Here is a 15987-nt window from a genome sequence, read left to right as displayed (position 1 = left end):
CGGGCTCATCGGAAAGATCAGCGCTTTTCCTTGATCTTCGCCTTCTTGCCACGAAGCTCACGGAGGTAGTACAGCTTGGCGCGACGGACGTCACCGCGGGTCAGAACCTCGATGGAGGCCAGCGTGGGGCTGTGAACCGGGAAGGTGCGCTCGACGCCGACGCCGAAGGAGACCTTACGGACGGTGAAGGTCTCGCGAACGCCGCCGCCCTGGCGACGAATAACGACGCCCTTGAAGACCTGCACGCGCTCCTTGGAGCCTTCGATAACCTTGACGTTCACGTTGAGCGTGTCGCCGGGACGGAACTCAGGGATGTCGTCGCGGAGCGACTTTTTGTCCAGGAAGTCCAGGGTGTTCATATGTCATCCTTGTATTTCGCAGGAGCAGAGGAACCGAGCGGCACGCGTTTCGGTCTCCCGAAACGGCGCTCGTCTGGTTCGTGCCCAGATCAAGTGCTGCTGCCTGGTCCAGGCAACCCGTCCATTGTGCCAGACGCGGATACCAGCGGGGAAATCGGTGGCGGCGGAGCTGCGTGGATGGTGTGGTCCAGTTCCTGCTCGGCCGCGGTCATCGCATGTTCGACGCTCGGCGATCCGGCTATCAGATCCTGGACGTAGATCTTGGCCCGGATGACGGGCCGACGCCATTTCCGTTCGCGTTCGAGCGCGCGGTTCATCCGTTTCGGCTTGCGCGTGTACCGCCAGCGAGCCCACGGTGCACCCGGCCGGCTCAGGCGGACCGCTCCGATTACCAGCAACGGGAAAACGAACAGACCGACGAGCCCCGTCCAGATCTTCCCCTTGAGAATCACGATGGCTGCCAAGGCGAAGTTGATCAACGCGACGAAAACGAAGACCAATTTGATCCACGGATCGCGTTCTTCACGGAATCCGGCGACGTCGAGAAGTTCGAGCGGGCGGAAACCCAGCAGCACCAGGCCGGTCACGGCGATCGCGACGAAGACCGCATCCACCGAGGTCCGACCTTGTTCGGACCAGTACACATCCTTCAGATAGAAGATCAGTGCGAACTCGTCGAGCACCAACGCAGCACCCATACCGAAGATCGCCGCCAGGACGGCACCGGTGGTCTGCGAACCATCGACGTAGACCGCGATCAACGCACCACCGGAGATCATCATGGCGATCACACCGAACACGACGTGATGCACATGCTGGCCTCCGGGCGCGATGTTGCCCGGCCACCATTTCACTTGCGCGCGAATCATCCGGACGCTGAGGCGGATGAAAAGGAAGGCGGACAGGAACCCGAGCAGGAAGAACAGCAACGGCAATCGGCCATGGGCGATGATCTCGCGCTCGAGCCACTCCCGCATCACTGTCCTCCCTTCACCGAATTCATGATCCGACCCTGATCGGATTCATACCGCCAACCGACTCGATTGTGACGATACGGACTTCGAAAACCCGGCGGACGGATTTACTTGCCGAAGCCCGCCTTGCGCAGAGCGTCGGCCATCGACCCGGCAGCAGGCGCGCGGTTGTCCGGTCGCTGCTCGCGTCCGCCCTGGCGTCCGCCATTTCCTCGTTGCTGACCCTGCCCCTGACGCTGGCCCTGCGGCTGGCCCTGCCGCTGAGGTTGCCCACCTCGCTGGCCTTCGGACTTGCGGGGCGCTCCCACCTCGTCGTCGAGACGAAGCGTCAGCCCGATGCGTTGGCGTGCCTCGTCCACTTCGAGGACCTTCACCTTGACGACGTCACCTGACTTGACGACCTCGCGTGGGTCCTTGACGAAGTTGTGCGACATCGCCGAGACGTGAACCAGACCGTCCTGATGAACTCCGATGTCGACGAAGGCACCGAAGGCTGCGACGTTGGTGACCACGCCTTCGAGGGTCATGCCGGGCTTGAGATGCGCGACCTTCTCGATACCTGCGGCAAAAGTCGCGGTCTTGAATTCGGGTCGTGGATCTCGTCCCGGCTTCTCCAACTCGGAGATGATGTCGGTGACGGTCGGTAGACCAAATCGCTCGTCGACGTAGTCGGACGCCTTGACCGATCGAAGTGCCTGCGAGTTTCCGATCACGGTGCGCACGTCCCCGCCTGCACTCGCGACGATCTTGCGAACCACCGGATATGCCTCCGGGTGGACGCTCGACGCGTCGAGAGGGTCGTCGCCGTCGGTGATCCGCAGGAAGCCTGCGCACTGCTCGAATGCCTTGGGTCCCAGGCGGGAGACATCCTTGAGACCCTTGCGGGATTTGAACGGACCGTTCTGGTCCCGATGCGCGACGATGCTCTCTGCAAGGGATCCTGCAATTCCGGACACCCGAGCAAGCAGCGGCACGGACGCGGTGTTGACGTCGACGCCGACCGAGTTGACGGCATCCTCGACGACGGCGTCGAGGGAACGCGAGAGCAGCGATTCGGTGATGTCGTGCTGGTACTGACCGACGCCGATGGACTTGGGATCGATCTTGACCAACTCCGCCAACGGATCCTGCAAGCGACGCGCAATGGACACCGCACCGCGAATCGAGACGTCGAGGTCGGGAAGTTCCTGCGACGCGTAGGCCGAAGCCGAGTACACCGATGCGCCTGCCTCGGAGACGACGATCTTGGTCAGGTTGGGCGCGCCGGTCTTCTTGATCAGTTCGGTAGCGAGCGTGTCGGTCTCGCGTGAGGCCGTGCCGTTGCCGATGGCGATCAGTTCGACGCCGTGTTCGGCGACCAGTCCGGCAAGCGTCGCGAGAGCCGCGTCCCACTTGTTCTGCGGCTGGTGCGGGTAAATCGTCTCGTAGGCAACAACTTTGCCGGTTCCGTCGACGACGGCAACCTTCGTTCCGGTGCGGAATCCGGGGTCGAGTCCCATGGTGGGTCGGGCGCCGGCGGGAGCTGCGAGGAGTAGATCCTTGAGGTTGGTGGCGAAGACGTCGACGGCGTCCTTTTCGGCCGACTGCCGCAGACGCATCCGAGTGTCGATACCGAGCGTGACGGCGAACTTCGTCTTCCACGCCCACTTGACGGTGTCGAGAAGCCACCCGTCGGCGGCCCGACCACGGTCGGCGATCTCGAACCGCGACGCGATGCGGCCTTCGTAGACCGTGCGCTCCCCCGGCGCGAGTTCTTCGGTGTCTGCCGCCATGTTGAGCGACAGCACTTCTTCCTTCTCGCCGCGCAGGACGGCGAGGATGCGGTGCGAGGGCAATTTGGAGAACGGTTCCGAGAACTCGAAGTAGTCAGCAAACTTCGAGCCATCGGTTTCCTTGCCCTTGCGGACCGAGGAGACGACCTGGCCGCGATTCCACATCAGCTCACGCAATTCACCGACCAGATCGGCGTCCTCGGCGAAGCGCTCGACGAGGATCGACCGGGCACCGTCGAGCTGCTCGTCCGAATACTTCGCGGGATCGGTGGTGGGATCTCCGATGAGAGCATCGGCGACGGGCTCGTGGCCGGCCTCGCGGGCGATCTGCGCCTTGGTGCGCCGCTTCGGCTTGAAGGGGAGGTAGATGTCCTCCAGCCGCGCTTTCGTCTCGGCCAGCATGATCTGACCGCGCAGTTGATCGTCGAGTTTGCCCTGAGAGTCGATCTCCGTGAGCACGGCGTCACGACGGTCGTCGAGCTCGCGGAGATACCGCAGCCGCTCGTCCAGGAGTCGCAGCTGGGCATCGTCGAGCGTGCCGGTGACTTCCTTGCGGTACCGGGCGATGAAGGGCACCGTGGCTCCGCCGTCGAGAAGGTCGACTGCTGCTGCAACCTGGCCTTCGCGGACGTCGAGTTCCTCGGCAATGCGCTGGTTCACGGTCTTGAGAATCACGAGATCCGACCCTACCGCTATCCTGAGACAAGAAGATCGGCAACAGTGCCGTGTCAGGGCTACCGGGGGAAACAGATGAGTACGCGGTACGTCCGGATTGCCGCAATGGTGGCCGCAGTTACTTTTGCGGCTTCGTGCAGCGGTGGACAGAACCCGGATGATCCGATGCAGACCCCCGCCTTTCCCGACACCAATGTTCCGGTAGCCGAGACCCTCGACGGCCGTCTGGGACAGGCTCAGGTGGCTGCGCTCGGGCGTGGTGCGGACGTCTCCATCGCCATCCTCGACCGCTCCTCGGACAAGTACCTCGACGTCGCCGGTGACCAGCAGATCGAAACAGCCTCGGTGGCAAAACTTTTCATCGCCGAGGATCTACTTCATCAGGATGCGCGCGGTGAGCGACCCATCACGGACGACGATCGCACCCTCATGGCGGCGATGCTCGAATCCTCCGACGACACCGCAGCCAACCTCCTGTGGGACGAGGTCGGCGGCCAAGAGGTGATCACCCGCGTCGCCGAGCGTTACGCACTGACCGCGACGACGCCGCCCTGGGACGGAATGTGGTGGAACACCGAAACCACGACACGTGACCTGGTCACCTTCTACAGCGGTGTCCTCGACGACTCCGATCAACTCGGACCTGAACGGGTCGAGCAGTTCGTCGAGTACCTGCGGCAATCCACTCCCGAAGGAACCGACGGTTACGACCAGAGGTTCGGATTGCCCGAGGCCTTGTTCGGCGAGCCTGTCATAGGAGTCAAACAGGGCTGGATGTGCTGTGTCGAGGACAAGTGGATCCATCTATCCACCGGCATCGTCGGTGACGACAACCGATACATCATCGCGATCGGTTCGCGAGAAGACGTCCAGTACACGGATGAGGACAGCTTCTATCCCGACACCTCGTTCACCGATGCCGTCAACGACGAAAGTGCATTGCACGCTCGCGACACGGTCACCGGCGTCACGCAGATTCTCTTCCCGAGCGGAAGCATCGACGACTGGGCAGCGGCATCCACGACCGCGGATTCGGCGATGCCCGAAGCTTCCGGGCCCTGATTCGATCCACGCGGTCGTGTTCGTCCTCAAGCCTGCTTGTACTCGAGCACCGAACCGATGACACGGTCCTGTTGTTCGAACGTGAGCATGGGCCACAGCGGCAGTCGAAGGATCGACGCGGAGAACTCGGCACTACGCACGCACGGCTGCGGTGTTCGTCCGTAGCGCACACCGGCCGCACTCGTATCGAGCGGAACGTAGTGGAACGGCGCCACGATTCCGTCACCGGCAAGGTGCCGAATCAAGCCGTCACGGCTCTCTTCGGTCGGCATCTTGAGATAGAACAGGTGCGCAGTGTGCTCGCGATCATCAGGCACCGCCATGGGCACGACACCGTTCGCGGCCGCCCACTCGCCCAGACTCACGCTGTAGGCATCCCAGACGCGATGCCTGGCCGCCTGAATCGCGTCGAACTCGGAGAGTTGTGCGTCGAGGACGGCGGCATTGAGTTCACTGGGCAGATAACTCGACCCGATGTCCTGCCACGAATACTTGTCGACCTGGCCGCGCAGGAAACGCGCACGGTCGGTCCCCTTCTCACGGATGATTTCGGCGCGAGTCATCAACTGATCGTCAGAGAGCAACAGCGCGCCGCCCTCACCGCAGTGAACGTTCTTGGTGTCGTGAAAACTCTGCGTTCCGATTGTTCCGATGGTGCCGAGCGAGCGCCCGCGCCACTTTCCGCCGAGTCCGTGAGCGTTGTCTTCGATCAACGCAACGCCGTGGAGTTCCGCGAGGTCGAGGAGAGGTTCCATGTCCGCGGCGACTCCGCCGTAATGCATGACCAGTACAGCTTTGGTGCGTTCGGTGATCGCCGCCGCGACGCACGCCGGGTCGATGTTGCCGGTACTCGGATCGATGTCGACGAAAACAACAGTGGCCCCGCGCAACGCGACGGCGGTTGCCGCCGAACTGAACGCGAAGCTCGGAACTATTACCTCGTCGCCCGGGCCCAATTCGAGCAGCAGCGCACCCAATTCGAGTGCATGCGTGCACGAGGTGGTCAGCAGAGCATGCGTGGATCCGGTGATCGCCTTGAGCGCTGCAGTCGCGGACTTGGTGAAACGTCCGTCACCGTGAATGTGGTCGGACTCCAGAACCGTTGCCAGATTCGACAATTCGTTCGATGCCCGATAGGGGCGGGAGAAGATGATGCGATCAGTGCTCACGACTACGCCGATCGATCGAGGTTCCGGGCCGCGGGGAGTCGACAGTCAGATACAGCGGCTTTCCGACAAGGACGTGCAGTGCCACACCGAGATATTCGGCAATGAGTCCGAGCGAGAACAGGATCGCACCCGAACAGACCAGCAGCGCCATGATGATCGACGCCCATCCTTCGGGATCATTGTTGTCGCCGGTCATGGCCCCGATGAAGATCACCGCGGCCATGATCACACCGGCCGACGCCAGGGTGACTCCGAGCAGGCTGACCAGCCGCAGACCGCGTGTTCCGCTACACAACACCATCTTCCAGAACAACGAGAACAAACGGCGGTAGTTGTACCCGGATTCTTCGCGGCCTTCGGCTCGAAGTGCCACCGGCGCCGTGGCCGTGTTACCGACAACCCACGTCAGCGCAACGTCCAGATACACGCCGTTGGCCGCGACGCCGGCCAACTGTCGGCCGATGTCACCGCGGATCAGGCGATAACTTTCGAATCTCGTCGAATCAGGGAACGCGAATACCGTCGCCAAGACGATCTTTGCGCCGCGCGAGGTCAGGTTCCGCAAGAATCCGTGCGGGCGTGTGTTCGTGGGTTTGGAATACACGAGATCGGATCGCTCCGTCAGCGCGGTGTCGAGGAAAGCCCCGATGTGCACCGGGTCGTGCTGGCCGTCCTCGTCCATCGTCACGATCCACTGTCCAGTTGCAGCGGCCATGCCGGCGATGGTCGCCGCGTCCTGGCCGTAGTTGCGGCTGAGCCACACGACACGCACCTGCTCGAAACGGCGCTCCAATTCGAGTAACACGACGTCGGAGCGGTCCGGGCCGTTGTCGTGAACCAGCACGATCTCGTCGACGGAGAACTGCGCACCACCGGGCGTCGCACTCGGTGTGCCCAGGCCGTCCAACTCCTCGACGAGCGCCGTGATCGTCTTTTCGCCCTGATAAACGGGCACTACGACGGAAATCGAGTGCACTCGCTTCCACTCCCTTCAGGGGGCTCGACTGGCGCCGAGAGACAGGCACGATCGGGCCCACACCGTCGCGAACTTTAACACGCAGAGATGTCTTGACTTCGGATGCCGGCGGCGCGTGACGCGCTCGCGTCTCCGTACGCCCCACCTGCCCTGTTAAGGTCTGGAACTCGTGGTGGAAACTCGCACTCTCGCCCGGGCAGACGTGTACAAGTGGGGCGCCGTCACGGCGATCGGTGTCATCGCCGGTTATCTGGCCGTGGTGCTCGCGAATGCTCGTCACTTCTACACCGACGACACCGAGTCCCAATACGCGCCGCTGTGGGTCATGCTCGGCCGCAGTCTGCGAGAAGGACACCTCCCGGTGCTCGTCCCCGAGAACTGGATGGCGGGCAACTACGCGATCGAGGAAGCAGGCCTTCTCAATCCACCGCAACTCCTGATCGACCTGATCGCACCGTCCTTCGACAACCTGGCGTTGTACGCGACGATCGTGAAGTTGATCTTCGCGATCATCCTTGCACTCGGCGTCTATCGGATCTGCCTCGAGTACGGCTCGAAGCCCACGTGGGCTGCCGTCGCCGGCGTCTCGATTCCGTTCACCGGTTTCCTGCTGTTCTTCGACTCGGCCAGTTGGATGACTGCCTTCACCGGCACTGCCTGGATGGTTCAGGCGTGGGCGTCGGCAATCCGCTACGCCCGAGGTAAGAGCGGTCCGATCCCGACCTTCGTGTTCTTGTATCTCGCGATGTCGGTCCAATATGTTTTCCCCGCAGTCGAATCCGGCTTGATGATCGGCGCGGTCGCAATCGGCGAAGTTGTCTATCAGCGGCGTTGGCTGCCGTCACTGCGGCTTCTGGCGGTGTCCGCGTGTGCCGCTCTGGCCGGTCTCGCGACGTATCTGCCGAGCCTGCTCACCGCGGACGTCACCTGGCGCGGTGCATCCGAAGTCAAGAACGATGCATTCCTCGCCGTCCCGTGGTCGGAATCGCTGAACGCGAGCCTGCCGAGCACGATGCCCGCGTTCACCTCGTGGTGGGGATACATCCAGACCATGCCCATGGTCTACATCGCCTGGTTCCTCATACCCGCCCTGGCATTCATCGACTGGGGCAAGGCACGCGCCGCGGCACGCGAATTGACCGCCGTCGGGATCTTCACGGTCGCCGTACTCATGTGGACTGCCGGGCCGAGCACGATCGGCCCACTGCGGTGGCCCGCGCGCGTACTTCCGATGGTGGCCATCGGACTCCTGCTTCTGGTGTGCATCCTGCTCGGGCGTTACGCCACGACCGACAAGTTGCGCGGGCGCTGCGTTGCAGCGGGAATCCTCGTGGGCCTGCTTCTGATTCGGTCAGCCTCGGCAGCTCCCGGGCTCGCGAAATGGCATGTGATCTCGGCCCTGCTCGTTGCCGCACTCGGCGCCGCGATGGTCTGGCTCGGCCGTACCATGGGCACTGCTTTCGCATGCCTCGTAGCGATCGTCGCGGTCTCCCCCATCGCCTACGCCCAGGTTCGGGCCGCGCAACCAACCCCGATGAGCTGGAACCTGCCCGAATCCCGCTCGGAGATGAAAGAGGCCTTCCCCGACTTCGACGGCACGACACTGCAACTGGGCGACCGTGCACTCATCGCACCCGGGGACAAAACCCTCGACGGAGCGTACGGTTCCCTGGCTTTCGGCAACTACCCCAAAGACCTCGAACTGACCTACACCAGCGGCTACACCCCCAACGGGCACTTCTACTTCGGTGACCTGCTCTGCATGCGCTGGGACATGAGCGTCTGCCCCGACGCCTTCCGACGCGCATTCACCGTCGAACCCACCACCGGCCGCACCATCGTCGACCTGATGAACGTGGACCGCGTCGTACTGCAGAACGCTCTCTACCCCGATGCACGCAAGAACCCGGCTCCCGACGGATGGAAATGGGTCGACTACCCCGGACACGAGAACTACATCTCGGTACTCGAACGCGTCGACGGCCCCGTCTCGACACGCAACGGACGCATCGCCGACGCCCACGGCGTCGAGGCTACGTCGATCGCGGAATCGAACATGTCGAGCACCCTTCGTGTCAGTTCGGAGACCGGCGGCAAGGTTGTGTTCGCACGGCTCGGCTGGCCCGGATATCGGGCGAGCATCGACGGTCAGCCTGTTCCGATCGACGTCGTCGCGAAGTCCTTTGTCACCGTGGACATTCCCGCCGGGACGAAGGACGCAGAGCTTGTCCTGACGTGGCGTCCCCCGGGATGGAAGGTCGGCGGCGCTTCGATGGTCGCCGGAGTCCTCGGACTCGGCGTGCTCGAGTGGATGTATCTGCGGACCCGACGCAAGGACGGGATCAACACCGTGAAAACCGAGTCTTCATGACCGAAGACATCGCATCACCCGAGAATCCCGGCCCACTGCTTCGGGTGGTCAAGCATCAACCCATCGCATTTGCCATTGTCGGAGTGGCTAATACGACGATCGGATACGTGCTCTTCGTGGTCTGGTCACTGATCCTCGACAACAAGGATCTGTATCAAGTGGCTGTGATCGGCGCGTACTCCATCAGCGTGCTCATCGCTTTCGTTCTGCATCGGACTCTGGTTTTCCGCGTCCGCGGACATGTGGCACGCGACCTGGGAGCGTTCATCGTCGTCAATTCCGGTGGCCTGGTGCTGAATCTGATACTCGGAACAATCGCGGTGTCGATTCTGCATGCCCCGCCGCTTCCCGCCCAGGCGGTTGTCATGTTGATCGTTGCGGCTGTGAGCTTCTTCGGTCATCGATACTTCTCGTTCCGCCGCAAACCTGCCGAACGGCACTGACCTTCTACGATTCGCGGGGTAGCGCTCGATCCACCGCTGCCTCGACGATCGTCCGAATATCTTCCTCTCCGAACAGGTTCGGCAATGTGAGTCGATCCAGTGCGAGCCAGTTCAGCGACAAATAGAGCAGGCGAACGGTCATCGCATCACCCGGCACGCCCGACGCCAGATGATTGGCTACGTTCAGATCGAAGTCTTCTCGGATGCGGACGGTCAGCACCGCTCGCAGGTCCGGTCGACGCGTCGCCTCCAGTCGCAACTCCATGAGCGCGAGGAAACCCGTTCCGAACGAGGTGACGCGCTCGACCACGTCGAGCATGAGCGTCACCAGGCGCTCACGATCGGTGCCGTTGACGGGATCGATCATCCCTTCGAGGTCCTCCGGAATCAGTCGCTCGTAGATCCGGCCACCCGCTTGAGTGAGCAGGTCGTCGCGATTGGAGAAGTAGTTCGACGCTGTCCCGTTCGGCACTGCTGCCTGGGCGTCGACGGCTCGAAACGTCAAGCCTCGAGCACCCTCTCGGGCCAACACCTCGATTGCCGCGTCGATCAGGGCAAGCCGGCGTTCCGGGTTCTTTCGCACTTGACATCACTCCTGACACGACCCTAAGTTAAACCACTACAAACATAGTACTACGAACGGAGCGTTATATGCGAAAGCTTGTGTACTACGTGGGAGCTTCCCTCGACGGATACATCGCGGGGCCTGGTGGCGAATTCGATTTCCTCCCGGTCTCCGAACAGATCACGGCCTGGATATGCGATCGATATCCTGAAACCGTGCCAACGCATGTGCGGCCCGCTCTCGGAATCGAGGACGCTCCCAACAGGACCTTCGACACGGTCGTCATGGGCCGCGGCTCCTACGAGCCCGGGCTTGCCGCCGGAGTGAAAAGCCCCTTCGCGCACCTGCGTCAGTTCGTCGTCTCCACAACCATCCCTGACGACGAGGATCCCCCCGTCACCATCGTTCGCGCCGATCCGCTTGGGGTAGTCAGATCTCTCAAAGAGGAAGAAGGACAAGATATCTGGCTGTGTGGCGGCGGAACTCTCGCCGGCGAACTACTACCGGAGATCGACGAGTTGATCATCAAGAGGTATCCGGTAGTCGCCGGCGCAGGCATACCGATGATCAGAAGTAACTTCGAGCCGGCACTGTTCACACCGACTGCAACCGAATCGCTCGACGACGGCGCAAGCATCACCTGGTTGAAGCGAAATACCTAAGGAAGAAGATCCGGTCGACGCTCGGCCGTGCGCTGCAGCGACTGCTCATGGCGCCACGCTTTGATCTTCGCGTGATCACCGGAGAGAAGCACCGGCGGAACTTCGAGGTCGCGCCACACAGCCGGGCGAGTGTAGCTAGGCCCTTCGAGAAGGCCGTCGGAAAACGAATCCTCTTGGTGTGAAAGCTGATTGCCGAGAACGCCGGGCATCAGTCGCACGACAGCCTCGACCATCACCAGCACGGCTGCTTCGCCGCCGATCAGGACATAATCGCCGATGCTGACTTCTTCGACTCTGACCCGCTTGGCGGCGTCGTCGAAAACCCGTTGATCGATACCTTCGTATCGGCCGCAGGCGAAGACGAGGTGCTTGGCGTTGGACCAGCGGTGCGCGGTCTCCTGGGTGAACGGGACGCCGGCGGGAGTGGGCACCACCAGAATGGTCTCGGCATCATCCGGGCCGGAAGAATCGGAGCGCCCGATCACGTCGTCCAGTGCCGGGCCCCAGACGGTGGGTTTCATGACCATGCCGGGTCCGCCGCCGTACGGGGAATCGTCGACGGCTTTGTGTACGTCATGGGTCCACGACCGAAGATCGTGGACGTCGACCGAGATCAAGCCACGTTCGATTGCCTTGCCCAGCAAGGCAGCACGAAGCGGTTCGAGATACTCGGGAAAGATGGTGACTACATCGAGACGCATGACAAGCGATCAGTCGCTGTCGGCGTTCGAATTGTCGCTGTTCGACTTGTCGCCGAAGTCCGGGTCGAGCAGTCCCTCGGGAGGCTCGATCACCACGACACCGTCGGCGATCGACACCGAGGTGACGATGGCGGCGACAAACGGGATCAGCAATTCGCCGGATGCCTCACCGGTACGGCGAATCGAAAGCAATTCGCCTGCGGCGGAATGCAATACCTCGATGACCGAACCGACCTCGGCACCGTCCGTGAGGACGACCTTCAGTCCTTCGAGTTCGTGATCGTAGAACTCGTCCGGATCATCCGAAGGCTCGAGTTCGGAACTGTCGATGACAAACAGTGTGCCGCGCAACGCATCTGCGTCGCCACGGTCACTGACGCCTTCGAGGCGCAGCAGAAGCCGCCCGGAATGATCCCGGGCGGCTTCCACTGTGTACGACTTCAGTGTGGACTCGCGCGGCTTGCGCCCACGCAGCACGGAACCTACGGCAAAACGATCCTCGGGCTCGTCTGTACGAACCTCGACTACCAATTCACCTTTGATGCCATGCGACTTCGCGACACGACCGACTACGAGTTCCACCTGTTTACTGCCGTCTACTGATCGGTGTCGACGACATCAACACGGATACCGCGGCCACCGATGCCGGAGACCAAGGTCCGCAGAGCGGTCGCAGTGCGGCCACCCCGACCGATGACCTTGCCGAGATCGTCTGGGTGCACGTGCACCTCGACGGTCCGTCCCCGACGTCCGGTGATCAGCTCGACGCGCACATCGTCGGGATTGGCGACGATGCCACGCACGAGATGCTCTACCGCATCAGCGACGACGGCACTCACTTGTCAGCAGCCTCGGCGTCTGCAGCGGGAGCCTCGGCGTCAGCCGCGGTGTCTTCTGCCTTGGCCTCGTCAGCCTTTGCAGCCTTCTTCTTCTTGGGGGTGATTGCTTCTGCAACCGGCTCGTTCTCGGCCTGCGCGAGCGCAGCCTGGAAGAGCTCGAGCTTGGTAGGCTTGGCTTCCTTGACGCGCAGGGTGCCTTCGGTGCCCGGCAGGCCCTTGAACTTCTGCCAGTCACCGGTGATCTTGAGGAGTGCCTCGACGGGCTCGGTGGGCTGTGCGCCCACGGACAGCCAGTACTGAGCGCGCTCGGAATCGATGTCGATCAGCGAGGGCTCTTCCTTGGGGTGGTACTTGCCGATGGTCTCGATCGCACGGCCGTCACGACGGGTGCGCGAGTCGGCGATGACAACGCGGTACTGAGCGTTGCGGATCTTGCCGAGGCGGGTGAGCTTGATTTTGACAGCCACAGCTGCAGTTCTCCTTCAGCGCGCACAACAGTGCTGCGCATGTCACGTGCAATTCAGCGACCCACACGATTTGTGAGCCCGGTTTTGCCTCTATCCTGTGACCGTCGCAGCGGTACGTAACCGGTTGCGACGAACAATGGTCCATTGTGCCAGATGGGTGGGCTCGTTCGGAAACCACCCTGTGCGCGCTTCGAGAGTGCGTGGACTCCCTAACCACTCACGTGGGTTCCGCGGAGGATCACACGCATCGGCTTCGCGAGCACATCGGGGTTTCCGCGCGGATCTTCGGAATAAACCACCAGGTCGGCGGGCGCTCCTTCTTCGATCCCCTGCGCACCCAGCCAACTCCGCGCGTCCCAGCAGGCTGCGCCCAGCGCCTGATGCGCCGTCAAACCGGCAACTTCGAGTTCGGCGATCTCGTCGGCGATCCGCCCGTGCCTGATCGATCCGCCGGCATCCGTTCCGGCATAGATCGGAATCCCGGCCTCGTGAGCGGCACCGATCGTCCGATGTCGACGAGCGTGCAGATCCCGCATGTGCGCCGCGTAGATCGGATACCGCGTGGCGGAGTCCGCGATCTCGGGGAAAGTTGCGATGTTGATCAGCGTCGGAACCAAGGCCGTGCCGTGAGCGACCATCAACTCGATGGTCGCGTCCGTCAATCCGGTGCCGTGCTCGATGCAGTCGATGCCGGCGTTGATCAGGCCGGGCAGAGCATCCTCGGCAAAGACGTGAGCGGTGACCCTTGCGCCTTCGGCATGGGCGGCAGCGATGGCCTCGACCAGAATCTCGTCGCTCCACAACGGGGCGAGGTCGCCGATGGAACGATCGATCCAGTCCCCGACGAGCTTGACCCAACCGTCACCGGCGCGTGCCTGCCGCACCACCTCGGCCGGCAACTGAGATTCGTCGTCCAGGTCGACCGGCAGGCCCGGGATGTACCGCTTCGGTGCTGCGATGTGCTGACCTGCGCGAATGATCCGCGGCAGATCGAGGCGCTCGTCGATGAACCTGGTGTCGACCGGCGATCCGGCGTCACGAAGCAACAGCACGCCCGCGTCACGTTCGGTCTTCGCCTGCCCCAGCAAGCCGTCGACGGTTTCGCCGCCGCCACCGCCGTAGCGGATACCGACGTGACAGTGCGCATCCACGAGACCCGGTGTGATCCAACCCGATTCGACGATCGTCTCCGCACCGGACACCGACTCGAAGGAAATCAGCCCGTCGACGATCCACAATTCGATCGGCTCGGCATCGGGCAGACCGATACCCCGCAGATGAAGCGCAGCCACCGACTACTTCTTGGGCAGCTTGAGCTGGGAGAGATCGATGCCTTCCAGTCCGGGCGGCAACTGATCGAGACCCTTGGGCATGTTCGACAGGTCGGGCATACCGGCCGGCATTCCGCCGGGCATACCCGGGAATCCGCCCATGCCGGGGAATCCTCCGCGCATCTTGGGCTGCGTCGGGCCCTTGCCGCCCTTCTTGCCCTTCTTGCCCTTCTTGCTGCGAACCTGCTTACGCGCGCCGGGCATACCCATACGGCCGGCCATGGCAGCCATCATCTTGCGGGCTTCGAAGAAACGGTCCACCAACTGGTTGACGTCGGAAACCTTGACGCCCGAACCGTTCGCGATGCGCAGTCTGCGTGAGGCGTTGATGATCTTCGGATCGTCGCGCTCGGCCGGCGTCATACCGCGGATGATGGCCTGAATGCGATCGAGTTGCTTCTCGTCGACGTTGGCCAGCGCGTCCTTCATGCCGCCGGCACCCGGCAACATACCGAGGAGGTTGCCGATCGGGCCCATCTTGCGGACGGCCATCATCTGATCGAGGAAGTCTTCGAGGGTGAGCTGACCGGAACCGATCTTCGCTGCGGTCGCTTCGGCCTGATCGGCGTCGAAAACCTGCTCGGCCTGCTCGATGAGGCTCAGGACATCGCCCATGCCGAGGATCCGGCTGGCCATGCGATCGGGATGGAAGACGTCGAAGTCTTCGAGCTTCTCGCCGGTGGAGGCGAAGAGGATCGGCTGGCCGGTGACCTCGCGGACGCTCAGCGCGGCGCCACCGCGGGCGTCGCCGTCGAGCTTGGTGAGGACGACACCGGTGATGCCGACTCCCTCACGGAACGCGTCGGCCGTGCTGACCGCGTCCTGACCGATCATGGCGTCGAGGACGAAGATGGTCTCGTCCGGGTTGACGGCGTCACGGATACCGGCGGCCTGCGCCATCAGCTCCGAGTCGATACCGAGGCGACCGGCGGTGTCGACGATCACGACGTCGTAATGCTTGTTGCGTGCTTCTTCGACGCCGGCGCGGGCGACCTCGACGGGGTCGGCCGCGGAAACGCCCAGTGCGTTCTCGCCGCCGCCGATGGAGGTGCCGGGGTGCGGCGCGAAGACTGCGGCGCCTGCACGCTCACCGACGATCTGAAGCTGAGTGACGGCGCCGGGACGCTGAAGGTCACAGGCGACGAGGAGGGGCGTGTGCCCCTGATCCTTGAGCCACTTGGCCAACTTTCCGGCCAGCGTGGTCTTACCGGAACCCTGCAGACCGGCCAACATGATGACCGTCGGCGGCGTCTTGGCGAACTGCAGTCGACGGGTTTCACCGCCGAGAACCTCGACCAGTTCTTCGTTGACGATCTTGACGACCTGCTGAGCCGGGTTCAGTGCACCCGAGACCTCGGCGCCCTTGGCGCGTTCCTTGATCTTGGCGATGAAGCTGCGCACTACGGGAAGCGCGACGTCGGCCTCGAGCAGGGCAAGGCGGATCTCGCGGGCCGTAGCGTCGATGTCGGCGCCGGACAGACGACCCTTGCCACGCAGATCCTTGAGAGATCCGGTCAATCTGTCGGAAAGGGATTCGAACACCGAGTGCGCTCCTGAAGGTCGTGCGAGTTAGCCATGGATATTCTCGGGCACCAGCCTAGCCGCTACGCCCGCACCGATC

At 62.9% G+C, this 15987-nt stretch carries 16 protein-coding genes; 4 read left to right on the top strand and 12 right to left on the bottom strand.

Features of this window, described 5'->3' with window-relative positions; genetic code table 11:
• Window positions 1-17: 17 nt before the first annotated feature.
• From rplS to M0639_RS11855, 3 genes are all read right to left on the bottom strand, one after another.
• Window positions 18-359 carry a 50S ribosomal protein L19 gene (gene rplS, locus M0639_RS11865; RefSeq protein ID WP_003942791.1) on the bottom strand — a complete coding sequence of 114 codons (342 nt, stop codon included), beginning with the start codon at window positions 357-359 and terminating at the stop codon, window positions 18-20.
• A gap of 89 nt (window positions 360-448) precedes the next feature.
• Window positions 449-1336, bottom strand: a complete 888-nt coding sequence (locus tag M0639_RS11860; protein ID WP_003942742.1) for a hypothetical protein — start codon at window positions 1334-1336, stop codon at window positions 449-451.
• Between the two features lie 104 nt (window positions 1337-1440).
• Window positions 1441-3780, bottom strand: coding sequence for a Tex family protein (locus M0639_RS11855; protein WP_007729297.1), 2340 nt, complete (start codon window positions 3778-3780; stop codon window positions 1441-1443).
• 75 nt (window positions 3781-3855) lie between these two features.
• Here M0639_RS11855 and M0639_RS11850 point away from each other — a divergent pair, with 75 nt between their 5' ends.
• Window positions 3856-4842 carry a serine hydrolase gene (locus M0639_RS11850; RefSeq protein ID WP_064073704.1) on the top strand — a complete coding sequence of 329 codons (987 nt, stop codon included), beginning with the start codon at window positions 3856-3858 and terminating at the stop codon, window positions 4840-4842.
• Window positions 4843-4868: 26 nt separating this feature from the next.
• Here M0639_RS11850 and rffA read toward each other — a convergent pair whose 3' ends face one another.
• Together rffA and M0639_RS11840 are read right to left on the bottom strand one after the other, a co-directional pair.
• Window positions 4869-6011, bottom strand: a complete 1143-nt coding sequence (rffA, locus tag M0639_RS11845; RefSeq protein ID WP_003942806.1) for a dTDP-4-amino-4,6-dideoxygalactose transaminase — start codon at window positions 6009-6011, stop codon at window positions 4869-4871.
• Complete coding sequence (locus tag M0639_RS11840) at window positions 6001-6987, bottom strand: glycosyltransferase (protein WP_064073705.1); 987 nt, start codon at window positions 6985-6987, stop codon at window positions 6001-6003. The genes rffA and M0639_RS11840 overlap by 11 nt, the downstream gene beginning before the upstream one ends.
• Window positions 6988-7159: 172 nt before the next feature.
• Here M0639_RS11840 and M0639_RS11835 point away from each other — a divergent pair, with 172 nt between their 5' ends.
• Window positions 7160-9358, top strand: coding sequence for a hypothetical protein (locus M0639_RS11835; RefSeq protein ID WP_064073706.1), 2199 nt, complete (start codon window positions 7160-7162; stop codon window positions 9356-9358).
• Window positions 9355-9801 carry a GtrA family protein gene (locus M0639_RS11830; protein WP_064073707.1) on the top strand — a complete coding sequence of 149 codons (447 nt, stop codon included), beginning with the start codon at window positions 9355-9357 and terminating at the stop codon, window positions 9799-9801. Before M0639_RS11835 ends, M0639_RS11830 begins: the two co-directional genes overlap by 4 nt.
• Window positions 9802-9805: 4 nt before the next feature.
• Here M0639_RS11830 and M0639_RS11825 read toward each other — a convergent pair whose 3' ends face one another.
• Complete coding sequence (locus M0639_RS11825; protein ID WP_003942695.1) at window positions 9806-10384, bottom strand: TetR/AcrR family transcriptional regulator; 579 nt, start codon at window positions 10382-10384, stop codon at window positions 9806-9808.
• 68 nt (window positions 10385-10452) lie between these two features.
• Between M0639_RS11825 and M0639_RS11820 the strand changes: the two genes are divergently transcribed.
• A complete protein-coding gene (locus tag M0639_RS11820) occupies window positions 10453-11028 on the top strand; it encodes a dihydrofolate reductase family protein (protein WP_064073708.1) in 576 nt (191 codons plus the stop codon).
• Here M0639_RS11820 and trmD read toward each other — a convergent pair.
• The 6 genes from trmD to ffh all read right to left on the bottom strand — a co-directional run bounded on the left by trmD (window position 11025) and on the right by ffh (window position 15908).
• Window positions 11025-11729, bottom strand: a complete 705-nt coding sequence (gene trmD, locus M0639_RS11815) for a tRNA (guanosine(37)-N1)-methyltransferase TrmD (RefSeq protein WP_003942745.1) — start codon at window positions 11727-11729, stop codon at window positions 11025-11027. The two genes, M0639_RS11820 and trmD, sit on opposite strands and share 4 nt — an antisense overlap.
• Before the next feature lie 9 nt (window positions 11730-11738).
• The gene (gene rimM / locus M0639_RS11810) at window positions 11739-12311 is read right to left on the bottom strand and encodes a ribosome maturation factor RimM (protein ID WP_054802159.1); all 573 of its coding nucleotides are present in this window, start codon (window positions 12309-12311) and stop codon (window positions 11739-11741) included.
• Between the two features lie 14 nt (window positions 12312-12325).
• Window positions 12326-12568, bottom strand: a complete 243-nt coding sequence (locus M0639_RS11805) for an RNA-binding protein (protein WP_003939023.1) — start codon at window positions 12566-12568, stop codon at window positions 12326-12328.
• A complete protein-coding gene (gene rpsP / locus M0639_RS11800; protein ID WP_003942818.1) occupies window positions 12565-13035 on the bottom strand; it encodes a 30S ribosomal protein S16 in 471 nt (156 codons plus the stop codon). Before rpsP ends, M0639_RS11805 begins: the two co-directional genes overlap by 4 nt.
• Before the next feature lie 209 nt (window positions 13036-13244).
• Complete coding sequence (locus M0639_RS11795; RefSeq protein WP_064073709.1) at window positions 13245-14327, bottom strand: amidohydrolase family protein; 1083 nt, start codon at window positions 14325-14327, stop codon at window positions 13245-13247.
• 3 nt (window positions 14328-14330) lie between these two features.
• The gene (gene ffh, locus M0639_RS11790) at window positions 14331-15908 is read right to left on the bottom strand and encodes a signal recognition particle protein (RefSeq protein WP_003942713.1); all 1578 of its coding nucleotides are present in this window, start codon (window positions 15906-15908) and stop codon (window positions 14331-14333) included.
• Window positions 15909-15987: the final 79 nt, after the last annotated feature.

Origin of the sequence: Rhodococcus qingshengii JCM 15477 (assembly GCF_023221595.1) — a bacterium.
In the GTDB taxonomy this organism is placed as follows: Bacteria; Actinomycetota; Actinomycetes; order Mycobacteriales; family Mycobacteriaceae; genus Rhodococcus_F; species Rhodococcus_F qingshengii.
This window is presented reverse-complemented; position numbering and strand designations above follow the sequence as displayed.